Here is a 19713-nt window from a genome sequence, read left to right on the forward strand (position 1 = left end):
CCTTATAATTGTGACTGTGCTCACTCGATGAGCAGACAATCATCAGTGGGCACCTGATATGCCCCAGACGCCACGCGACTCATAAAATGTCACCGGCGGTTACTTTCTTTTAACAAATTTCGTCATATTTCCTCTCTTTGGTAAATATTATGAAGTAAGGAGGGGAAAGTAATGCATCTATTGAAGAAACGTCAGAAATCGCAGTTATTGCATGGGTTGCAGCTGCTCGATCAACGCATGACCTTATCAGAGGAAGATAAGCGGTACTTATATAATCTGGAAAAAGGGCTCGAAGGAGAGGAAATTTTTGACGCTTATGTCAAAAAGTATCTATATGGAGAAGTAATCATTCTAAACGACTTGTTGTTAACGGTCAAAGGAAGCACGATCCAACTAGACACATTGATAATAACTACAGAAGGTGTCAGGATATATGAGGTGAAAAATTACAAAGGAAACTATCAGATGCTGTCTGGACGATTGTTGACATTAAGCGGACAGGAAATAAGCAGTCCGCTGTCTCAAGTCAATCGGTCATTAATAAAATTGCGGCAGTTATTTATCGAGTGGGAGATGAACGAAACCGTGGAAGGCATAGTTGCTTTTGTTGAGCCCTCGTTCTATTTATACAATGCCGATCCGGCTGATCTTTTTGTTTTCCCTTCTCAAATAGCACTGCATTTTGCAACGATCCATAAGAATATGACACGGTTATCCAAGTCCCAGCACTTTTTAGCTGAAAAACTTATCGAAGCGAATCAGACAGAAGCATTCTACGAAAAAAAACTGCCGGTTCACGACTATCAAACACTGAAAAAAGGTTTGACGTGCTTGTCGTGCGGTAGTTTTGACTTAACGCTTTCGCAAAGAAGTTGTCAGTGTAACGACTGTTTTATAAAAGTCTCAGTTGATGAAACGCTCATGAATAACATTGGAGATTTGAGGGTTTTATTCCCTGAAAAGAAACTGACCACTTCTTTAGTTTATGACTGGTGTGACCGTGCAGTCGTTTTCAAAAAGATACGGCGGATCCTTCAGAAAAACTTCACTGTCAAAGGCAAGGCTACAGGGACGTATTACGACTAAACAAAAAGGTCGGTAACCTTGTCACTCATTTTAAGCTCGCTGCACTAAACAGCTTCGCCGGCCTCACCACGAGACAATTTTCAAAGAAGCAAGGTAAAATAGCTCTGGAAACAGCAAAAAGGATCAAAGGTGTTTGATTAGTTATTTCGCTGCAGAATTTATATAATAAAAGTGGGTGGAGACAACAGTCTCGGTCCAATACTATACAGGAGGGTATGTTAATGGTAGACGTAAGTAAAAAAGTGATCGGTAGTTACGCAACAAGAGAAGAAGCCTTTGATGTCGTCGATCAGTTAAACAAGGAAGGCCATCCAAAGCTGAATATTTTCTTGTATTCAAATAAGGAAACGGCTGACTCGCTAGGACATCACGACGCAGTGGAAATCGTGGCGGATAAAAGCGATGCGACAGATTCAGATGAAACGACTAAAGATGATGACCGTTCAATGTGGGATAAAATAAAAGATGCGTTCACTTCGGACACTTATGATTATGACGAAGAGCGTACTCATGAAACCTACAACCAGGAAACTGACCTTTTATACCCGTATAGAGAAGACATCGCTAAGGGCAATATCGTCGTTGTCGTAGATGATCACCACGGTCGATCAACTGAAGAAGTGGCTGCTGCCGGCAATACGTCCGCAATGCCGTCTGATGTCGGACACTCAGCAGACCCGGGAAACACGTCCGCGATGCCATCCGATGTCGGCCGCTCGGCAAACCCGGAAAATGATCCTTTAACAGAGGGCAGAGAGTTCAGCCGTGAAGACGAGACCAATGATGGCTATAAAAAATAAATAATGCTTAAATCTTTTAATCTATGACCTGCTATTCGTATAGTAGGTCATAGTTTTTTAATACAATTAGACCATTCATTAAAAAAATGTGTCTATCTTTTCATTTTTCTCTCAAAACTGGTAAAATAAGGAGAATAGAAAATAAGAGGTGACATATGAATTCAGTTAATTTATCAGAGCGGCTTCAAGTCGTTGCAGATTATGTTGAAAAGGGTGCAAGACTTGCAGACATAGGATCAGACCATGCCTATTTACCGTGTTACTTGGCACAAAACAAGCAAATCGAGTTTGCCGTTGCCGGGGAAGTCGTTGAAGGCCCGTACTTAAATGCAGTCAATGAAGTTTCCAAACTCCATTTAGAAGAAACCATCGCTGTGCGTTTGGGCGACGGACTGCGTGTCTTGAAGGAAGAGGATCGTATATCCACTATCACGATTGCCGGTGTAGGCGGCCCGTTGATCAGGCGCATCCTGGAAGAAGGCAAGCAATTAAGAAAACGTTCCGGGCAGGAGACGCTTATCTTACAGCCCAATGTCAACGAACGAACGGTTCGAGAGTACTTAATGAATGAATCATACGAAATCGTAGCAGAAACGATCATTGAAGAAAACGATAAAATTTATGAGATCATCAAAGCTGAACCCTGCGAAACGAGACAGGATTATTCAAAAAGAGACCTGCTGTTTGGTCCATTTTTAAGCAAAGAAAAAGCACCTGTATTTCTAAAAAAATGGTCAAATGAAGCCGAAAAAACGACCTACATCCTGGAACAAATGAAGAAAGCTGAACAAGCGGACAGAGTGAAAATAGACGAGCTGGAAGCACAGCTGAGTCTAATTAAGGAGATGATAGAGTGAACAACGTCATCGTTTCGGATATCATAAAACAGATAGACCGTTTGGCTCCTCCGGACTTAGCTGAAAGCTGGGATCCTATCGGCTTATCCTTTGGCGGACTGAATCAAGACGTTAAGCGCATGCTTGTTGCTTTAGACGTTGATAAAGACACGATCCTTGAAGCAAAAAAACACAATGTCGATTTGATCCTCACGCACCATCCGGCGATCTTCAGAGCTCAAAAGTCATTGAATCAAGAAGATGCCAGAAGAAAAGAGTATATTGATCTGATCAAGTCGGACATTGCCGTTTATTCTGCACACACCAATTTAGATGCGGCAAAAGGCGGAATGAACGACTGGCTGGCAGATACTTTGGACATAGATAAAAACAACCGTGAGATCCTTTCCCTTAGTTTGAAACGCGGTTTCAAAAAAATAGCTGTCTACGTACCTGATTATGCCGCCGAAAAAGTAAGGCAGGCCTTACATCAGGTCGGTGCCGGCCAAATTGGCGATTATAAGGACGTGTCGTATACGCTGGAAGGCTACGGACGCTTCACGCCTCAAGAAGGCTCTAACCCCACTGAAGGAACCATCGGTGAAGAAGAGATCATTCACGAGCAGCGCATTGAAATGATGATCAAAGATGAAGATGTGTTTAAAAGCATTGAAGCACTGAAAGCCGCCCACCCGTATGAAGTTCCGGTTTTTGATTTATTCACACTGGAACATCAGGAAGAAGCGTTCGGCTTTGGCCGCGTGGGAACGCTTAGGGAACCACTTACCACAAAAGAACTTGCAAAAAAAGTGAGTCACCGTTTTGCCGTTGATGGCGTAAGGTATGGATCTGTTGATCCAAATAGAAAGCACACCAGGATTGCCGTTTTGGGAGGTTCTGGAGCGAAGTATTATCAGGATGCACTCACCAGGGAGGCGACACTATATATTACAGGAGACATCTCTTATCACGGCGCACAGGACATGCTGAGAGACGGCTTGGACTTTATCGATGCCGGCCATTATATGGAAGCCATATCAGTTCCCAAGTTAGCTGAGTATCTGAATCACTGTAAAGCACAACACGCATGGGACATCGAAATACTCGAATCACACACTCAAAAAGATGTATTTAACTACTTAAAATAGAGGCGGGATAATATGTATGAGAACTTAGTCGACCGATTTTTAACTTATGTCAAAATCGAAACACAATCTGACGTGCTGTCAGACACAGTACCTTCGACACAAACGCAAGTCGAGTTTGCCAAAAAATTAATGACTGATCTTAAAGAAATTGGGATGAAAGAAATAGTTTACAACGATGCCAATGGATTTGTGACGGCGACCCTTCCAGCGAATACGGATAAATATGTACCGGTCATCGGATACATTGCGCATATGGATACAGCTGACTTCACTGCCGAAAATGTAAACCCTCAGATCCATGAGGATTATGACGGTGGAGAAATCATCTTAAACAAAGAGTTGAAGATCCGCTTATCACCGAAAGATTTTCCTAATCTGAAAAACTACATTGGACAGACACTGATCACCACAGACGGCACAACGTTACTCGGATCAGATGACAAGTCCGGGATCGTGGAAATCTTTGCAGCTATGGAACATTTGATCGATCACCCGGAAATCAAACACGGGAAAATACGTGTAGCGTTTGGTCCTGATGAAGAAATCGGTATCGGTGCAGACAAATTTGACGTGGGACATTTCAGTGCTGACTTTGCCTATACAATCGATGGTGGTCCTGTTGGAGAACTGCAATATGAAAGTTTCAATGCCGCAGGAGTAAAAGTATTGATCCAGGGGAAAAACGTTCATCCGGGAACGGCTAAAGATAAGATGGTCAATGCGCTGAAACTAGCGATCGCTTTTAACGAAGCCTTACCGAGTCATGAAGTACCGGAACAAACAGATGACAGAGAAGGATTCTTTCATTTATTATCTATAAAAGGGACTGTAGAAGCAGCGACGATGGAGTACATTATCCGGGACCATGACAGAGAACTGTTTATTAAACGCAAACAACTGATGCGTGACATTGCGACCCGTTTGAATGCACCCTTTGAAGAAAAACGTGTGAAAGTGCTCATGAAGGATCAGTACTATAACATGCGTGAGGTGATCGAAAAAGACATGACTTCTGTTGAACTAGCTGACAAAGCCATGAAGAATATAGGGATCGAACCAATCATAAAACCCATCAGAGGCGGCACGGACGGCTCTAAAATTTCATTCATGGGTATGCCTACACCGAACATCTTCGCAGGTGGCGAGAACTTCCACGGGCGCTATGAATTTGTAGCTGTAGAAAGCATGGAGAAAGCCAAGGATGTCTTGATTGAAATTGCTCGTTTAGCAGCAGAATAAGTTTTCGAGAAAGGACGGAGAGCGAAAAGCTTTCTTTCCTTTCTTCTTTTTATCTGAATTATTTGATAGAATAAGAGTATTGAAAGAAATCGTCGACTAATCGAAAGGAGCGTTTCCGCATGGGTCTACAGTTTATATTAGGACGTCTACATACAAATAAAAAGGACCACATTTATAACCAGCTTGTAGAATGGTCACAAGCAGACAGTGAAAGTCAGGTGTTCTATCTCGTGCCGGACCACATAAAATTCGAATCAGAGATGAACATCCTGGAATTCATCAAATCCAAACAAAGTGATCAGAGTGATCATTATGCTGGCATGATCAATTTACAAGTGTTCAGTTTCAGTCGCTTGGCCTGGTATTATCTACAAGACACAGCTATATTCAGTCATTCTCAGCTGACTGAAACAGGTTTATCAATGCTGATACGCAAAATACTGAAAGAAAACCAAGAAGACTTAACGATATTCAGGGGCGAAAGTCATCAGCAAGGGTTTGTCGATAAAACCACCACCTTATTCATGGAAATGAGGAACGGCCGCGTCGACCCCGAAGATTTAGAAGAACTCTTTTTAAACGAATGGCTAGACGAACACGAGCATAATGATTTGAAATTGAAACTTAAAGATATCAAACGGTTATACGAAGCATTTATGGATCAACTTCTGGGTAAATATATAGAAAAAGAAGATGTCCTGGAAGCATTGATTCAAGAAATAAAAACAAGAGACATGAGTCGTACACGAATCGTTATTGATAATTTCAATAGTTTTTCCGCCCAGGAACAAGCGCTGATTCTTGAACTCATAGAACAAGTTCAAGAAGTCAAAGTCTCATTGACCCTAGATAAAAAATACGCAGTAGAACCTCCGGAATTAACGAATTTCTTTTATGAAACAGGCATGACTTATTATCGGTTGTATCAGCAGGCACGTGAAAAAAAGCTGCAGGTTCAATATGATGTTCTGTTAAATGATTCAAGCAGTGAGCATTGTTCCGAACTGGATCTGCTTGAGCAATATTGGGTCAACAGCTTTGAGTTATCCCCTAAAAACACTGCAGGTAAAGAGATCGACATGACAGACTGCATCGAAATAAGAGAAGCTGAAGGCAAGCAAGCCGAAGTGTTGCATACAGCAACTACGATAAAGAATTTAGTTGCATCAAACAATTACAGGTACAAAGATATCCTGGTAGTTTCGCGTGTGTTAGACGATTACAAGCAAATGTTAGAAGCGACCTTTGCTGAGAACGGAATCGAATTATTTGTCGATCAGGCGGACCATATGTCGGGACACGCTTTAGTTGAGGCAATAAAAAGTCTCTTTCTCATTCGTAAAAGATATTGGCGCTACGATGACATCATGCGTTTCCTTAAAACTGAATTACTCATTCCTCTAACCGACGAAGATGAAATACCCAAAGACAACTTAGAGAAGCTGACCTTTTGGAATGAGAAAACAAAAACCTGGCGAACGCAATTGGATACGCTGGAAAATGTCGTATTGGCTTACGGGTACGAAGGTAAAGAATGGCTGGACGACAAAGAATGGATCTATGCACGTTTCCATCTTGAAGAGATGGATGAGCAGCTGGATGCTGACAAGCTGATGCAGGCAGAAGCCAACGCTGCAAAAGACAAGATCCGACAGATATTGATTCCTTTTTACAATCAATTAACGAATGTAAAAACCAACCGAGAGGCTGCGCGACTCCTTTATCAATTTCTGGACAGTCAGGGTTTCAATAAGCAATTATTGTATTGGCGAGATCAGGCTATTGAACAGGGTGAGTTGGAAGAAGCGCGCAAACATGAACAAGTGTGGCAAACTTTCATACAACTACTCGATGAATTTGTTGATGTCTTAGGCGATGAACCGTGGGATATGGATTCTTTCCTGTCGATTTTAGAGACCGGGTTTGAACAGGCCACGTATAGTATTGTGCCCCCAAGTATCGATCAAGTGATGTTCACTAACTTTGATAAATCTCGGATCAATACGAAAAAAGTCGTGTTTATTTTAGGTATGACGGATACGCAATTGCCTATGAATCAGGAGAATGACTCGATATTTACAGATGAAGATCGAGAAGCACTATCCGTTTATTTACCGGATGATAAGTATCTGGCCCCAACAACGAGTGGACGTTTAGCGAGTGAGCCTTTTGCAGCCTATGCAGCCTTTATGAATGCTTCAGAAAAACTCATTTTCAGTTACCCTGTTAAAAATGATGGGTCTGGAGACAATCAGTTAAGTCCCTATATCGAACGGATCAGTCGTCAGTTGAATATCCCTGTTAAAAGAAAACAGGCGGAACCGAATATTCTAACTAATGAGTCCTTAGAAACACTGCTGACTTACGTTGGTTCTCGCAGAGAAACATTGGGTCACCTGGTCAACGTGTTAAGAGAGGGCATTGATAAAGAACATCAGCCGTCACTTTTCTGGCTGAAACTCTATCAGTCGATAATCAAACAGGCAACAGATACTGAGCGGAAAATCTTAAGCAGTCTGGAATACTCCAATATCCCGACACCGCTCGACCGTAATCTAGCTGAAGAATTATACGGTAAAGACTTATACTTATCGGTATCGCAACTCGAGAGTTTTTATCTGGATCCGTACAGTCATTTCCTGAGATACGGTTTGAAGTTAAAAGAACGCTCCGTTCAGGAATTGACACCGGCAGAAACAGGGACATTCTTCCATGATGCGCTAGACAGCATCTTTAAAACAATCGTTTCCCGCGATTTGAATTTAAACGAACTAACTGATAACGAATTGGACAAATTGACCGATGAAGTCCTGGCCTCGTTGTACGAAAAAAATAAATTCCGATTGCTTTCCATGTCGAACCGTATGAAGTTCATCCGAAAGCAGCTGAGCAATACGATCCGCCAAATGATGTGGGCGGTAACCAATCAGTCAAGGCGGTCAAGCATGGTCACGCAGAAGTCAGAAGTCCTGTTTGGGCGTATCGCCGGTAAACAAGGCGTTCCTGGCTTGTCCTTTCCTTTAAATAATGGCGGGAAACTGCATGTCAGAGGTAAAATCGACCGTTTGGATGCTGTTGAAATCGACAATCAGTTGTACATCAGCGTCGTTGATTATAAATCGGGAGACAAGAAACTTGAATTTGATGAAATTTATCATGGTTTGATGATGCAACTACTTACGTATCTAGATACAGCCGTAGAGCATTCAGAAGAATTGTTCGGTAAGAAGGCCAAACCTGCGGGTGCCTTTTATGCTCAAGTCAAGAACCCGCTGCTGGATAGTCGCGCTATCAAAGGAAAAGATTGGCATAATGAACTGTTGAAAGAGTTTAAAATGAAAGGGTTACTGCTTAACGAAGAAGATTTATTACAAAATATAGACAAAATGCTGGATGACGGTCTTTCTTCACTTGTTTATCCTTTGAAAAAACTAGTCAAAGGACAGCTGAGAGGGTCATTCATTACTTTGGAAGACTTGGAGCTGCTTTTGAAGCATCACCGGATCAAGATCAGAGAAGCAGGCAATCTTATTTTGTCAGGCGAGAACCAGCTGGCTCCATTCTATGAGAAGAAAAGATTTACACCTACAACGGTCGGGGGAGAATACCATCCTATTTCACAGTTCGATGTTCTGCTTCCAAACAATCAGAACCATTATCGAAACTTGCCTAAAATTAAAGATCAGGATGAACTGATGCAAAAACTTAAAGAGAAATATCAGATCATTGAACCCAGAAAGGAGGACGATGAAGCATGACACTGTTACCTGAAAAACCTGAAAACACACTATTCACTGATCACCAGTGGCAGGCCATTCATGACGACGGGAAGAACCTGCTCGTTTCGGCATCTGCCGGGTCAGGGAAGACCACCGTCCTCGTTCAGCGTGTGATCGAAAAGATAAAGAAGCAGACTGACATCAATCAGCTGCTCGTCGTGACGTATACTAACGCGGCAGCCAGAGAGATGAAACAGCGTATCCAGATAGCCATTCAAACAGAAATAAATGAAAGTCAGGACGCTGACAAAAAGCATCATCTGATCAGACAGATCCCGCTGCTCGGGCAGGCGGATATTTCTACGCTGCACTCTTTCTGCCTGAAAGTCATCCGCCGTTATTACTATTTAATTGATTTCGACCCGGTGTTCCGATTATTAACGGATGATACGGAAATAGCCTTGATGAAAGAAGATGTCTGGGATGAACTGCGTGAAGAACTCTACGGTAAGGATGACAGTCTTTTTGAACGACTAGCTACAGCCTATTCAAGCGATAAAAATGATGATGGGGTGACTGATTTAGTCTTGTCATTATATGAGTTTTCACGGGCAAATCCCGATCCATTAAAGTGGCTGTCTGGACTAAGTCAAATGTATTCAGTAGAAGACAATGATTTGGGCCAAAGTTTTGTCTTTCAGCACCTGATAAAAACGCAGCTGCTGCGAACACTGAATAATATCAACGAATTACTTGAAGATGCGATCGCCATGGGCAACGGCGAAGAAGAACTGACCAAAACACTCGCTATTTTAAAAGACGATCAGACGCATGTCAGTCAGGTCGAGACATTTGTTATGGACAACAAGCTGGATGATGCCTTTGCATTGATTGAAAACTTCAAACATAAGACCTGGTCTGTCCCGAGAAAAAAAGATACGCCCGAAATCGTTAAAGAAACGGGCAAGGAAATGAAACCGTTCAGAGACAAAGCCAAAGATTTGTACTCAGACATGGTCGCTGACATTTTCACATTTTCTCCAGACGAGCATTTGGATAACATGGCAAAGGTCAAAGTGCTGGTCGAAGAGATGGCCCGCGTGGCGACGCTCTTTTATAAACGCTATCAAGCCTTTAAAGCGGAGCGGAAAGTCCTGGACTTCAACGACTTGGAACATTTAACGCTGAAAATATTAGCCAATGAAACGGGCGATGGGAAAGAGCCTTCTGAAGCAGCGAATCATTACCGGCGCCAATTCAAAGAAGTGATGATCGATGAGTATCAAGATATTAATCAGATCCAGGAAGAAATACTGAAATGGGTCACTCAGCCGGATCCAAAAAAGGGCAATCAGTTTATGGTGGGTGACGTGAAACAGTCAATTTATTCCTTCCGTCTAGCCGATCCAAGTTTATTCATCGATAAGTACGAGCGATACGCAACCAAGGAAACCGGCGAACGCATTATATTAGCGGAAAACTTCCGTTCCAGACATGAAGTGCTGTCCTTTACCAACTTTATCTTTGATCAGTTGATGGATAAGGAAGTCGGAGACCTGACCTATGATGACTCAGCCAGACTGGTCAATGGTTTCACGGCTTTTCCGGAAGCAGACAACTTTCAAACCGACATACTGCTGTACGAATCAAAAGAAGACGATTCTGAAGAAGAAGAGGACGAACCGGCAGCTCTTTCCGTATCCTTTCAAATCGATACGAAGACAAAAGGCGAACTCTACATGGTGGCCAATAAAATACTCGAGATGATGGCCACTGGTTATGAAATATATGATAAAAAAGCCCAAACCACGCGCCCGCTCGAACTCAAAGACATTGTATTGTTGACACCTACAAAGAAAAACAATTTGGATATTCAAGATATTTTCAAACAGTTGGGCATACCAACTTCAGTGAAGGATACACAGAACTATTTCCAGACCACTGAAATAACCATTTTGATGTCTATCCTTAAAATCATCGATAATCCAGAGCAGGATATCCCCGTAGCTGCCGTGCTGCGGTCACCGGTGGTCGGACTAGATGAAGTGGATTTGACGCGGATTCGGATCATGGACAAACAATCCTCCTACTTTGACGCATTGACTCAGTTCGCTGATAAGCCTGACTGGAAAGATATCAAGAATATCGATCTGCAGGTGAAAATCCAGGCCTTTCTGGAAATGCTTGAAAAATGGCGCAAACAGTCGCGCAGGCAATCCCTGGTCGAACTCATCTGGATGATCTTCGAAGACACCGGCTTTTTACATTATGTGGGTGGCATGAGTTCTGGGAGACAAAGAAAAGCTAATTTACATGCATTGTATGAACGGGCGGCGGCGTACGAAAAAACGTCATTCAAAGGCTTATTCCAGTTTATTCGGTTCATCGAGAAGATGCAGAAAAAGGATAAAGACTTAGCTGAACCTCAAGCTATTTCGGATAGCGAGAATGCGGTGCGGGTGATGACCATTCATGCCAGTAAAGGACTGGAATTCCCGATCGTATTTGTCCTGGATATGACGAAGAAATTTAATGTTAGAGATGCGCAGGGAGCGACCGTTTTTGATGAAGAATACGGGGTAGGCGCGGAATACCGTGACTTGGAATCCCGAGAGAGAAAAACAACGCTCCCGGAAAAAGCATTGAAGCATAAAAAGAAAACCAAGCTCCTGTCTGAACAAATGCGCGTATTGTATGTGGCATTAACGCGAGCAGAACAGAAATTGATATTAGTTGGCTCATACAAGAACAGGGAAGAAGCCATTAAACGGTGGGGACTGGTCGGTGGACACCCCAAACGTGTACTCCCTGCTGATATGCGTTTGGGAGCACGAGGATTTATGGATTGGATCGGCTTTAGCATCATAAGGCATGAACACATGGATGACGAGCGGACCATTGAGGTACAAAATGCAACGATTCATCACTACGATACCTCCTTTGATGTTCATTTTTACTCTCAGGAAGAACTGGAGGAGGCACTGCTGTCTCATCAAAAGACAGACACAACCGAGTGGTATCCGAACTTGAAAGAAGGAACCTTAAACGTACAGGCCGACGACGGAATCAAAGAAGCGGTAAAAGACGCCATTGAATTAATGAACAAACCCTATGCTTATCAGGTCGCAACCCAGACGACCAGTTATCAGTCGGTCTCAGAAATCAAGCGGTTGTTTGAAGAACCTGATGATGGTCAAATGGTAAAGATCGATGTCACCAAACCTAGACAGACCAGCCGTTACGTCGAAGATCAGCTCAGTCGACCGTCCTTTATTCAAGAGGATCTCAAGCCAACACCAGCTGAAGTGGGCAAGGCCACACATTTGGTTCTGCAAACGCTCGATTTAAAAGAGACTCCTGCGAACGAATCGGTTAAAGCAGTGATCACTCATCTCGTTGACGAAAAGGTGTTTACGGAAGAACTGGCCGGTCTTATCCGGATAGAAGAAATCTTGAACTTCTTCAAAACATCCTTTGGGGACTTTATTGTTGACCATGCACCTTTCATGAAACGAGAAGTCCCTTTCTCATTACTCATGGAAGCAAAAGAAATATTCAACGATATGGACACCGTTGACGATAACGTGCTGATTCACGGGATCATTGATGGCTATATCGAACAAGAAGAAGGTATCATTTTGTTTGACTATAAAACGGACCGTGTGTCCCATTTAGGAGAGCGAGCAGGGGACGAAATGCTGAATAAATACCGTGGTCAATTGACGCTGTATAAAGCAGCATTAGAATCGATCCTCAAAAAACCAGTCATAGAATCACATCTGGTTATGCTTGATATCAGTGAGACAGTAAGGGTCAGCTAATGCTACTCTTTTACTTTCAACTCGGCTGCAACACCTAATATTAAAAGAACAGTGGGACAACTCAATGTATACTGAGTTGTCCCACTGTTCTTTTTTATACCGGAAGGAGGGACTTTATTGGTATAGTCGTTTCCTTAGGTCTTGATGATTTTTTTCAACAAGAAAAAGGCCGGGACCAAAGCCCCAGCCTTTTATTCTGAATCTTTAATTAGTCAAAACTGTATTGAGCACCTTCGGAATAAGTGTTGCCGGCATTCCAAAGCAAGAATTCGTTGACACCGTAATCGTTGAGTGCACGGATTTGATCGCTCACTTCTTGGGCGCCGTATTGTTTATACCATCCGGAACCTAAATAGGAAGCGGTAAAGTCTTGGATCCACGGACGTGAAATAGGTGCATTCTCGCCTAGACTATCCAGGACTTCATTTTCATGCTGCATGTAGTTTGCAACCAAATTATAGGGTTCTAAGTCTGGCTTGGCAATGCCGAGCGAACCGGGTCCCCAGTGACTTGGATAAATCATTGATGAAATAGCATCGACATTTTCAGAAATACGAGAGAAGTTCTGACCGATACCAGGTGTTTCTTCAACCGTAGCTGAATAGCCAAAGATATCGACGGAAACGTCTACGTCAAAGGGTTGGAGCTCGCGGCGTGCATAGGCTACAAAGTCGGTAACTGCTTCAATGCGTTGCTTCACATTATCGAGGTCGCCGTCATCATAATCTTCACGTGAATAAATGACATCTTCGTCACGGAGTTCAAAACCTTCAGGGAAACGAACATAGTCGAACTGGATATCTTTGAAGCCTAGTTTAGCTGCTTGTTTTGCGACTTCAACGTTGTATTCCCAAACTTCTTCCATAAATGGATTAACGAAAGCATGTCCTGCTCGGTTAGTCCATAAAGAACCATCGGGGTGTGTAAAGGATAAGTCCGGACGTTCTTCGGCTAAGTTATTATCTTTAAAGACCACGATCCGAGCGATAGGGTAGATGTCGTTTTCTTCCAGTTTCGGCATCAATTCTTCCGGATCTACCCAATTTCTGGTATTTTCAATGATCAATTCATGTTCAGACTCAAGGGGCATCGTGATATCACCATAATCGTCTTTAACGTCAATGACCATGGAATTCAATTCGGTATCATTTAATAACTCGATTAATGAATCCATACGTGAACCCCCGGCAGAGTTGGCGGTAAGGAAGATCCCTTTGACGCCGTCTTTCGGGTAAGCAATATCTATTCCGCTGTCATATTTGAATTGACTTGGAAAAGCTTCCGGAACCGTTAAAAGTGGATCTGAATGCATAGTTAAGTAAGTTGTTTCAACTTCCTGGCCTTCGGCTGTTTCTTCGGCCTCGACACTGGTGCTTCCTAAAACACTAACGGATAGGAGTGCGGCTGAGCAGAAGAGGGTCTGTTTAAATTTTTTCATCATTCGCTTACATCCTCGCTTTCTAATTCATCTGATAGGATCAAATCTGGGTCTAGTAATTCAAAGTCTTTGTCTCTTAGGCCGTCGATAATAGCAGGTGTGGCTTCAAGGGTCCATTCACGGTCATGCATCAGCAGGTTCGAGCCGGGGACCAGAAGATTGGTATTGACCATGATGTCAGCTAAAGCGTCTGATTCCATATACTCAGACTCCCAGTCGTACCCATATGTCCAGTTCATTAGAGCCATTCCTTCATCTTCAACGACTTGTTTGGAATGATCGGAATTTTGTCCAAAAGGTGCTCTGAAAAAGCGTGGACGTGTACCGATTATTTCTTCAACTAAATCACTTGTTTTGATGATCTCTTCTGTCTGCTGTTCTGCTGTTAAGGTGGGTAAGCTCGGATGTGTTTGGGAGTGGTTCCCTATAGCAAATCCCATCTCATGAATTTCCTTTAAGATTTCTTTCTTTTCAACACTATCAAGATACATGCCATTGACGAAGAAGATAGCCGGCGCATCCTTTTCAACTAAAACCTGTGCGAGCTCTAATGCGTGCTTATCAGGTGCATCGTCGTATGTAAGTAATGCGACTTGCTTGTTGGCTTCTTTACCGTCGATCACGTTGATGTAGGCTAAATTGTCACTCACTTCATATAGGTACTCTATTGATTCAGCGACATCGGCTTCTTCTTCAGTGTCATCTTCCAAATCAGCTGTTTCTTCGTCTGATGAGTCAGTCGTCTCTTCCTGATCGGTCACGTCTGAGTCCTGGCTGGTCTCATTATTATCGGTTTCAAGGGTTTCTTCACTATCTGCTGATTCACACGCAGTAAGAACGAGTGTGGAAGCAAGTAGCGTAGATAGGATCCATTTTTTCATACTAGTCCTCCTCATTCTTCTTCGCTTAGTTGTTCGTCAATAGAGGAGTGCAGCGTTGAAAGCTGGCCATCGATTTCAACCAGGGCTTCATCCATTTCCAGAATCGACTGTGATAACGTTTCACGTTCGACATTGATTTTTTCAATGCCTTCGACAAAATCTTCATACGTTGCGTCATCATCGGCTAATCGTGTGAAGTAGTCCCGCTGGTTGACCAAACTCGTCTTATACTCGTCGAGGTAACTGGACAGGTGCGTATTAAAGTTGCTGACTGCTTCATTGACTGCATCGACCTCTTCGTGATCGAGAAGTTCACCCTCATAACTTGTCAGTGTTTCCTGGTATTCATCAAACTCACTTTGCTTGTTTTCCAATGCTGTCACAATTTCTTCTCTGGAAGCGATGTTTTCAAAGATAGGAGAAGATTCATCGCCTAACGTTGTCAGCTCGTCATCCGTATCCAATGTTTCGTCGAAATGACTTTGTAAATCTGCTTCTGATGTGACTAATTGGTTGAATGTTTCGACCGTTTCGTCTTTGACGCGGTCCGTTTCAATTGCAGCGTCTTGAACATTGTCTAAATTTTCTGAATCACAACCAGCTAATAACAAAGGTATAGCTGAAAGTGAAAGCATTGCCCACTTTTTAGTAATCATATGTTATCTCCTCAAATTATAAGTTAAGTATTTTTTATATCTTGTAGAGTATATCAAATATTGGTTGTATTTAAAACGCTTTTAAAAATATTTGTTCATAATTTAGCAATTTTTCAAAAAAATAAATGCGTTTTGGTCATAATATTTTTTTAAAGTTAAATCGAGGTAGGTTTTACCTGGAAATTATTGTACAATGACAGTAAGGCTTAAATACTAAGGAGCTAAATATGTTATTATACTATATTATTGCACTGGTTATTATCGGCATCGACCAGTTAACGAAATATCTGACGGTCGCCAACATCCCATTGCATGAAACGCGTGAAGTGATTCCTTCCATCCTCTCGTTTACCTATCACCAGAACACAGGGGCAGCATGGAGCATACTCGAAGGTCAGATGATTTTCTTTTATATCGTGACACTTATTGTCGTAGGCGTCATCATCTATTATTTACACAGTTACGGGAAGAACGATAAACTCTTTGCATTTTCATTGAGTTTGATCCTAGGTGGTGCCGTTGGTAATTTTATCGATAGACTGATTCATCAGTTCGTTGTGGATATGGTGCGATTGGAATTTATTGATTTCCCAATATTTAATGTAGCCGATGCGGCACTAACTGTCGGTGTAGGCTTAATGATGTTATACCTAATCCTTGACGAATGGAAAGAATACAAGCAGAAGAAAGTTGGAACGAACTAAAATGGATCAAACAAAAATATTTCATGTCTCGAACGAAAAGGGACGTCTGGATAAATTTATAAGCGACAAATTGAACGAAAATTCACGCAATCAAGTCCAGTTATGGATCAAAGAGGGCCTGGTTACCGTGAATGAGGCAGAAGTTAAAGCAAATTACAAGGTTCAAACAGGCGACGTTGTCCATGTCACCATAAAAGAACCGGAAGAAATAGATGCGCAACCAGAAGATATCGCGATAGATATCATATACGAGGATGCCGATGTGGTGGTTATTAATAAACCCCAGGGCATGGTCGTTCACCCATCCATTGGTCACTCAAGTGGAACACTAGTGAATGCTTTACTTTATCACGTCAAAGACTTGTCCGGAATCAACGGGAAAATAAGACCCGGTATTGTACACCGTATCGATAAAGATACTTCCGGTTTACTGATGGTCGCAAAAAATGATTTAGCTCATGAAAAACTGGCTGAACAATTACAGGAAAAAACAGCCACGCGGGAATATATCGCACTGGTTCACGGCAATATTGAGAATAACAAAGGAACCATCGATGCCCCGATCGGACGCGATCCGAAAAACCGCAAGAAATTTGCGGTTGTGCAAGGCGGTAAAGAATCTGTGACACATTTCGAAGTGATTGAGCGTTTCACTGAATACACATTGCTCCGTTTGAACTTGGAAACAGGACGCACGCACCAGATCAGAGTGCATTTAGAATATATCGGTCACCGTATGGCAGGCGATCCACTTTACGGACCTAGAAAAACGCTCGAAGGCGAGGGACAATTCCTGCATGCAGCGTCATTATCTTTCGTACATCCTAGAACCGGAGAACGCCTGACATTCAACGCACCATTACCGGATTACTTTAACGAAACCCTCGAATGGGTAAAACAACGTTAAAAACAGCGAAAGGAGTCTAATCGATGTCAAAAATTGTATCAATTTTGGATGATGTGGCATTAAACCGCGCGCTGACGCGCATATCTTATGAAATTATCGAGAGAAATAAGGGGACTGAAAACCTCGTCTTGGCGGGTATCAAAACACGTGGGGTTTTTATTGCCCGACGCCTTGCTGAAAAAATCGAAGAAATTGAGGGGAAAGCCGTTCCGGTAGGCGAACTGGATATCACCCTTTACCGTGATGACCGTCATTTTCCTGAAGAAGTGGATGACCCTGAAGTGAAAGGTCAAGACTTTCCTGTCGATGTCAAAGGAAAAGTTGTGATCTTGGTCGATGATGTTATTTATACCGGCCGTACGATTCGTGCGGCCATGGACGCGGTGATCGACTTGGGACGTCCCGAGAAAATCATGGTTGCTTCATTAACGGATAGAGGACACCGCGAGATCCCGATCAAAGCGGACTTTATCGGAAAAAACATCCCGACATCCAAACAAGAACAAGTGAAAGTTTCGATGAAAGAAAAAGACGGCAAAGATGCTGTTGAAATCATCAAACCCGATTAATTTAAAAAGATGCAAAAAAGAGATCATCTCTTTTTTGCATCTTTTATTTTTTTATTCGGTTACTTCATACGCATGGACATATATACGTCCATCATCCACCGTGTAGTTACAAGAAATCAGGGTGAGCAACTTTTGATCCGGTTTAAATTCAGATTCTATCGGAAAAGAGGAAGCTGCTTTTAATTCTTCATAATAGGTTGCCAAGTCATCTCCTTCAAAAGATGTCCGGATATAACCAGAGTCAGCAGGTGAGACATGCACGGAAAAGATTTCATACGTTCGTTTTGAGTAAGGGTCCTGGAATTCAATCGTCGAGTTGGGTGCAGTAAATTCTTCAGATAAAAATTTTTCCAGATCGGCGAACATCAAGCCGGTGTTAGTGTGATGCCCGTAGAGGATACTGTGATCGTCCAGGCCCATTCCGACATTTCGGTAGTCCATGAATATGGCTCCCAATATATGTTCTTCCTTGTAAAAATCATGTTCCAGATAGAAGTCGTTATCCTGACCTCGTACTACCGGGTAGTCGATCACGGTCCCAGCCATTTCGATCCACCCCACATAATCCGAATTCAATGAATAATATTCAGCTGAAGGGTTAGACAAAAAGGTGAATGCGTTGGAATCTTCTTCTGGCTTCTCATCAATAGGTTCAGCAATTATTTCATCATTTGTATAAAATGTCGCTCCGTCTATCCGTTCGTCATCCGCTGACGTTGAAAGAGGAGGGACTTCGGCGGTCGAAGATTGTTCGATATTTGAACGTATGAGAACATTTAATTGTAGTAAAAAGGCTGTGGCTAGCGCTAAAAGCAGTAAGTTCTTCTTCATTTACTTCCCTCCTAAAAAAAATTATGACTCGAGGTCGTTATGATTGACTAATTTATTCTATACACTTATTATAAACATGTAAAGTTGAGTAATCAATTTTACCATCTTATTAATAAAGGAGAGATACACCATGTCAAAATTGGTCAAAGTTTTTCTGTCGTTTATTACCGCATTCGCACTCACAGTCGCTCTAGCTCCAACCGCATTCGCTGATATGCACGAGGAAGGCGAACAAGATATTGTCGAAATTGCTTTAGGAAATGACGATTTCAGTATTTTAGTATCTGCATTGCAACGTGCTGAACTAGTCGAAACATTGCAAGGTGAGGGTCCATTTACAGTATTCGCACCTACAAATCAAGCTTTTGCAGATTTGCTTGAAGCATTAGACATCACTGCAGAAGAATTATTAGCTCAACCTGATTTGGCGAAAGTCTTAACTTACCATGTTGTTCCCGGTAAAGTATTAGCTGGAGACTTAACTGATGGTATGGAAGCTGAAACAGTGAATGGTGAGATGGTAACATTTGATTTAAGTGGAGACCCTATGGTTAATGAATCAATGATCGTCGACACAGATATCGAAGCTACAAATGGTGTCATCCACGTTATCGATACTGTACTCGTACCTTCAGACTTCACTCTACAAGAAGTAGATATGGAAGAAACTGATGTACCTGAAACAGGAATCGAAACAAATTCAGCATTGTTGATTGGAATGCTGATGACAGGTGCTGCTTTGGTCTTCGTTATGGTAAAACCTCTTAAACAAGAAAAATAATCACTTAAATCGATCATAACAGCATCAAGCAGTATTCGAGCGGAAAACCACTTGGATACTGCTTTTTTGTGTTCTTAAAGACTAATCTGAAATCGAAGGACCGATTAAGGTTGAATAAGGTTGAAGCCGGGCCAACTTGGCACCACTCACCGGGATTCCCGCCTGAGTATGCCGAAGTCGGGCTTGCTTGGTACCACTCACCGAGATTCCCGCCTGAGTATGCCGAAGTCAGGCCAGCTTGGCACCACTCACCGAGATTCTCTCCTGAGTATGCCGAAGTCGGGACTACTTGGTACC

General features: G+C 42.4%; 15 protein-coding genes. 11 read left to right on the forward strand and 4 right to left on the reverse strand.

What is annotated here, in order from left to right; translation table 11 throughout:
* The first annotated feature begins 171 nt into the window (after positions 1 to 171).
* The 7 genes from R6U02_RS01545 to addA all read left to right on the forward strand — a co-directional run bounded on the left by R6U02_RS01545 (position 172) and on the right by addA (position 12649).
* Positions 172 to 1086, forward strand: coding sequence for a nuclease-related domain-containing protein (locus R6U02_RS01545; RefSeq protein ID WP_410261869.1), 915 nt, complete (start codon positions 172 to 174; stop codon positions 1084 to 1086).
* A gap of 221 nt (positions 1087 to 1307) precedes the next feature.
* Positions 1308 to 1886: a hypothetical protein gene (locus R6U02_RS01550; RefSeq protein WP_410261870.1), complete on the forward strand. Its 579-nt coding sequence runs from the start codon at positions 1308 to 1310 to the stop codon at positions 1884 to 1886.
* A 155-nt stretch (positions 1887 to 2041) separates the two neighbouring features.
* A complete protein-coding gene (locus R6U02_RS01555; RefSeq protein ID WP_410261871.1) occupies positions 2042 to 2743 on the forward strand; it encodes a tRNA (adenine(22)-N(1))-methyltransferase in 702 nt (233 codons plus the stop codon).
* Positions 2740 to 3870, forward strand: a complete 1131-nt coding sequence (locus tag R6U02_RS01560) for a Nif3-like dinuclear metal center hexameric protein (RefSeq protein WP_410261872.1) — start codon at positions 2740 to 2742, stop codon at positions 3868 to 3870. Before R6U02_RS01555 ends, R6U02_RS01560 begins: the two co-directional genes overlap by 4 nt.
* A gap of 12 nt (positions 3871 to 3882) precedes the next feature.
* Entirely contained in the window at positions 3883 to 5109 is a 1227-nt protein-coding gene (gene pepT, locus R6U02_RS01565) for a peptidase T (protein ID WP_410261873.1), read from the forward strand.
* A gap of 119 nt (positions 5110 to 5228) precedes the next feature.
* Positions 5229 to 8867, forward strand: coding sequence for a PD-(D/E)XK nuclease family protein (locus tag R6U02_RS01570; RefSeq protein WP_410261874.1), 3639 nt, complete (start codon positions 5229 to 5231; stop codon positions 8865 to 8867).
* Positions 8864 to 12649, forward strand: coding sequence for a helicase-exonuclease AddAB subunit AddA (gene addA, locus R6U02_RS01575; RefSeq protein WP_410261875.1), 3786 nt, complete (start codon positions 8864 to 8866; stop codon positions 12647 to 12649). Before R6U02_RS01570 ends, addA begins: the two co-directional genes overlap by 4 nt.
* Positions 12650 to 12857: 208 nt before the next feature.
* Here addA and R6U02_RS01580 read toward each other — a convergent pair whose 3' ends face one another.
* Genes R6U02_RS01580 through R6U02_RS01590 form a run of 3 tightly spaced genes read right to left on the reverse strand, consistent with a single transcriptional unit; the run spans position 12858 to position 15624 of the window.
* On the reverse strand, positions 12858 to 14090 hold the full coding sequence (locus R6U02_RS01580) for a putative glycoside hydrolase (protein WP_410261876.1): 1233 nt from the start codon (positions 14088 to 14090) through the stop codon (positions 12858 to 12860).
* Positions 14087 to 14968, reverse strand: coding sequence for a polysaccharide deacetylase family protein (locus R6U02_RS01585; RefSeq protein WP_410261877.1), 882 nt, complete (start codon positions 14966 to 14968; stop codon positions 14087 to 14089). Before R6U02_RS01585 ends, R6U02_RS01580 begins: the two co-directional genes overlap by 4 nt.
* An 11-nt stretch (positions 14969 to 14979) precedes the next feature.
* Entirely contained in the window at positions 14980 to 15624 is a 645-nt protein-coding gene (locus R6U02_RS01590) for a YkyA family protein (protein WP_410261878.1), read from the reverse strand.
* A gap of 227 nt (positions 15625 to 15851) precedes the next feature.
* Between R6U02_RS01590 and lspA the strand changes: the two genes are divergently transcribed.
* Genes lspA through pyrR form a run of 3 tightly spaced genes read left to right on the forward strand, consistent with a single transcriptional unit; the run spans position 15852 to position 17804 of the window.
* Positions 15852 to 16328, forward strand: coding sequence for a signal peptidase II (lspA, locus tag R6U02_RS01595; RefSeq protein ID WP_410261879.1), 477 nt, complete (start codon positions 15852 to 15854; stop codon positions 16326 to 16328).
* Position 16329: 1 nt separating this feature from the next.
* Positions 16330 to 17235, forward strand: a complete 906-nt coding sequence (locus tag R6U02_RS01600; protein WP_410261880.1) for an RluA family pseudouridine synthase — start codon at positions 16330 to 16332, stop codon at positions 17233 to 17235.
* A 23-nt stretch (positions 17236 to 17258) separates the two neighbouring features.
* On the forward strand, positions 17259 to 17804 hold the full coding sequence (pyrR, locus tag R6U02_RS01605) for a bifunctional pyr operon transcriptional regulator/uracil phosphoribosyltransferase PyrR (RefSeq protein WP_410261881.1): 546 nt from the start codon (positions 17259 to 17261) through the stop codon (positions 17802 to 17804).
* A gap of 51 nt (positions 17805 to 17855) precedes the next feature.
* Here pyrR and srtB read toward each other — a convergent pair whose 3' ends face one another.
* Positions 17856 to 18635 (reverse strand): class B sortase, encoded by a 780-nt coding sequence (gene srtB, locus R6U02_RS01610; RefSeq protein WP_410261882.1) that lies wholly within the window; start codon positions 18633 to 18635, stop codon positions 17856 to 17858.
* Positions 18636 to 18765: 130 nt separating this feature from the next.
* Here srtB and R6U02_RS01615 point away from each other — a divergent pair, with 130 nt between their 5' ends.
* The gene (locus tag R6U02_RS01615) at positions 18766 to 19416 is read left to right on the forward strand and encodes a fasciclin domain-containing protein (RefSeq protein ID WP_410261883.1); all 651 of its coding nucleotides are present in this window, start codon (positions 18766 to 18768) and stop codon (positions 19414 to 19416) included.
* Positions 19417 to 19713 lie beyond the last annotated feature (297 nt).

The organism is Alkalibacterium sp., assembly GCF_046484155.1.
Lineage (GTDB): Bacteria > Bacillota > Bacilli > Lactobacillales > Carnobacteriaceae_A > Alkalibacterium.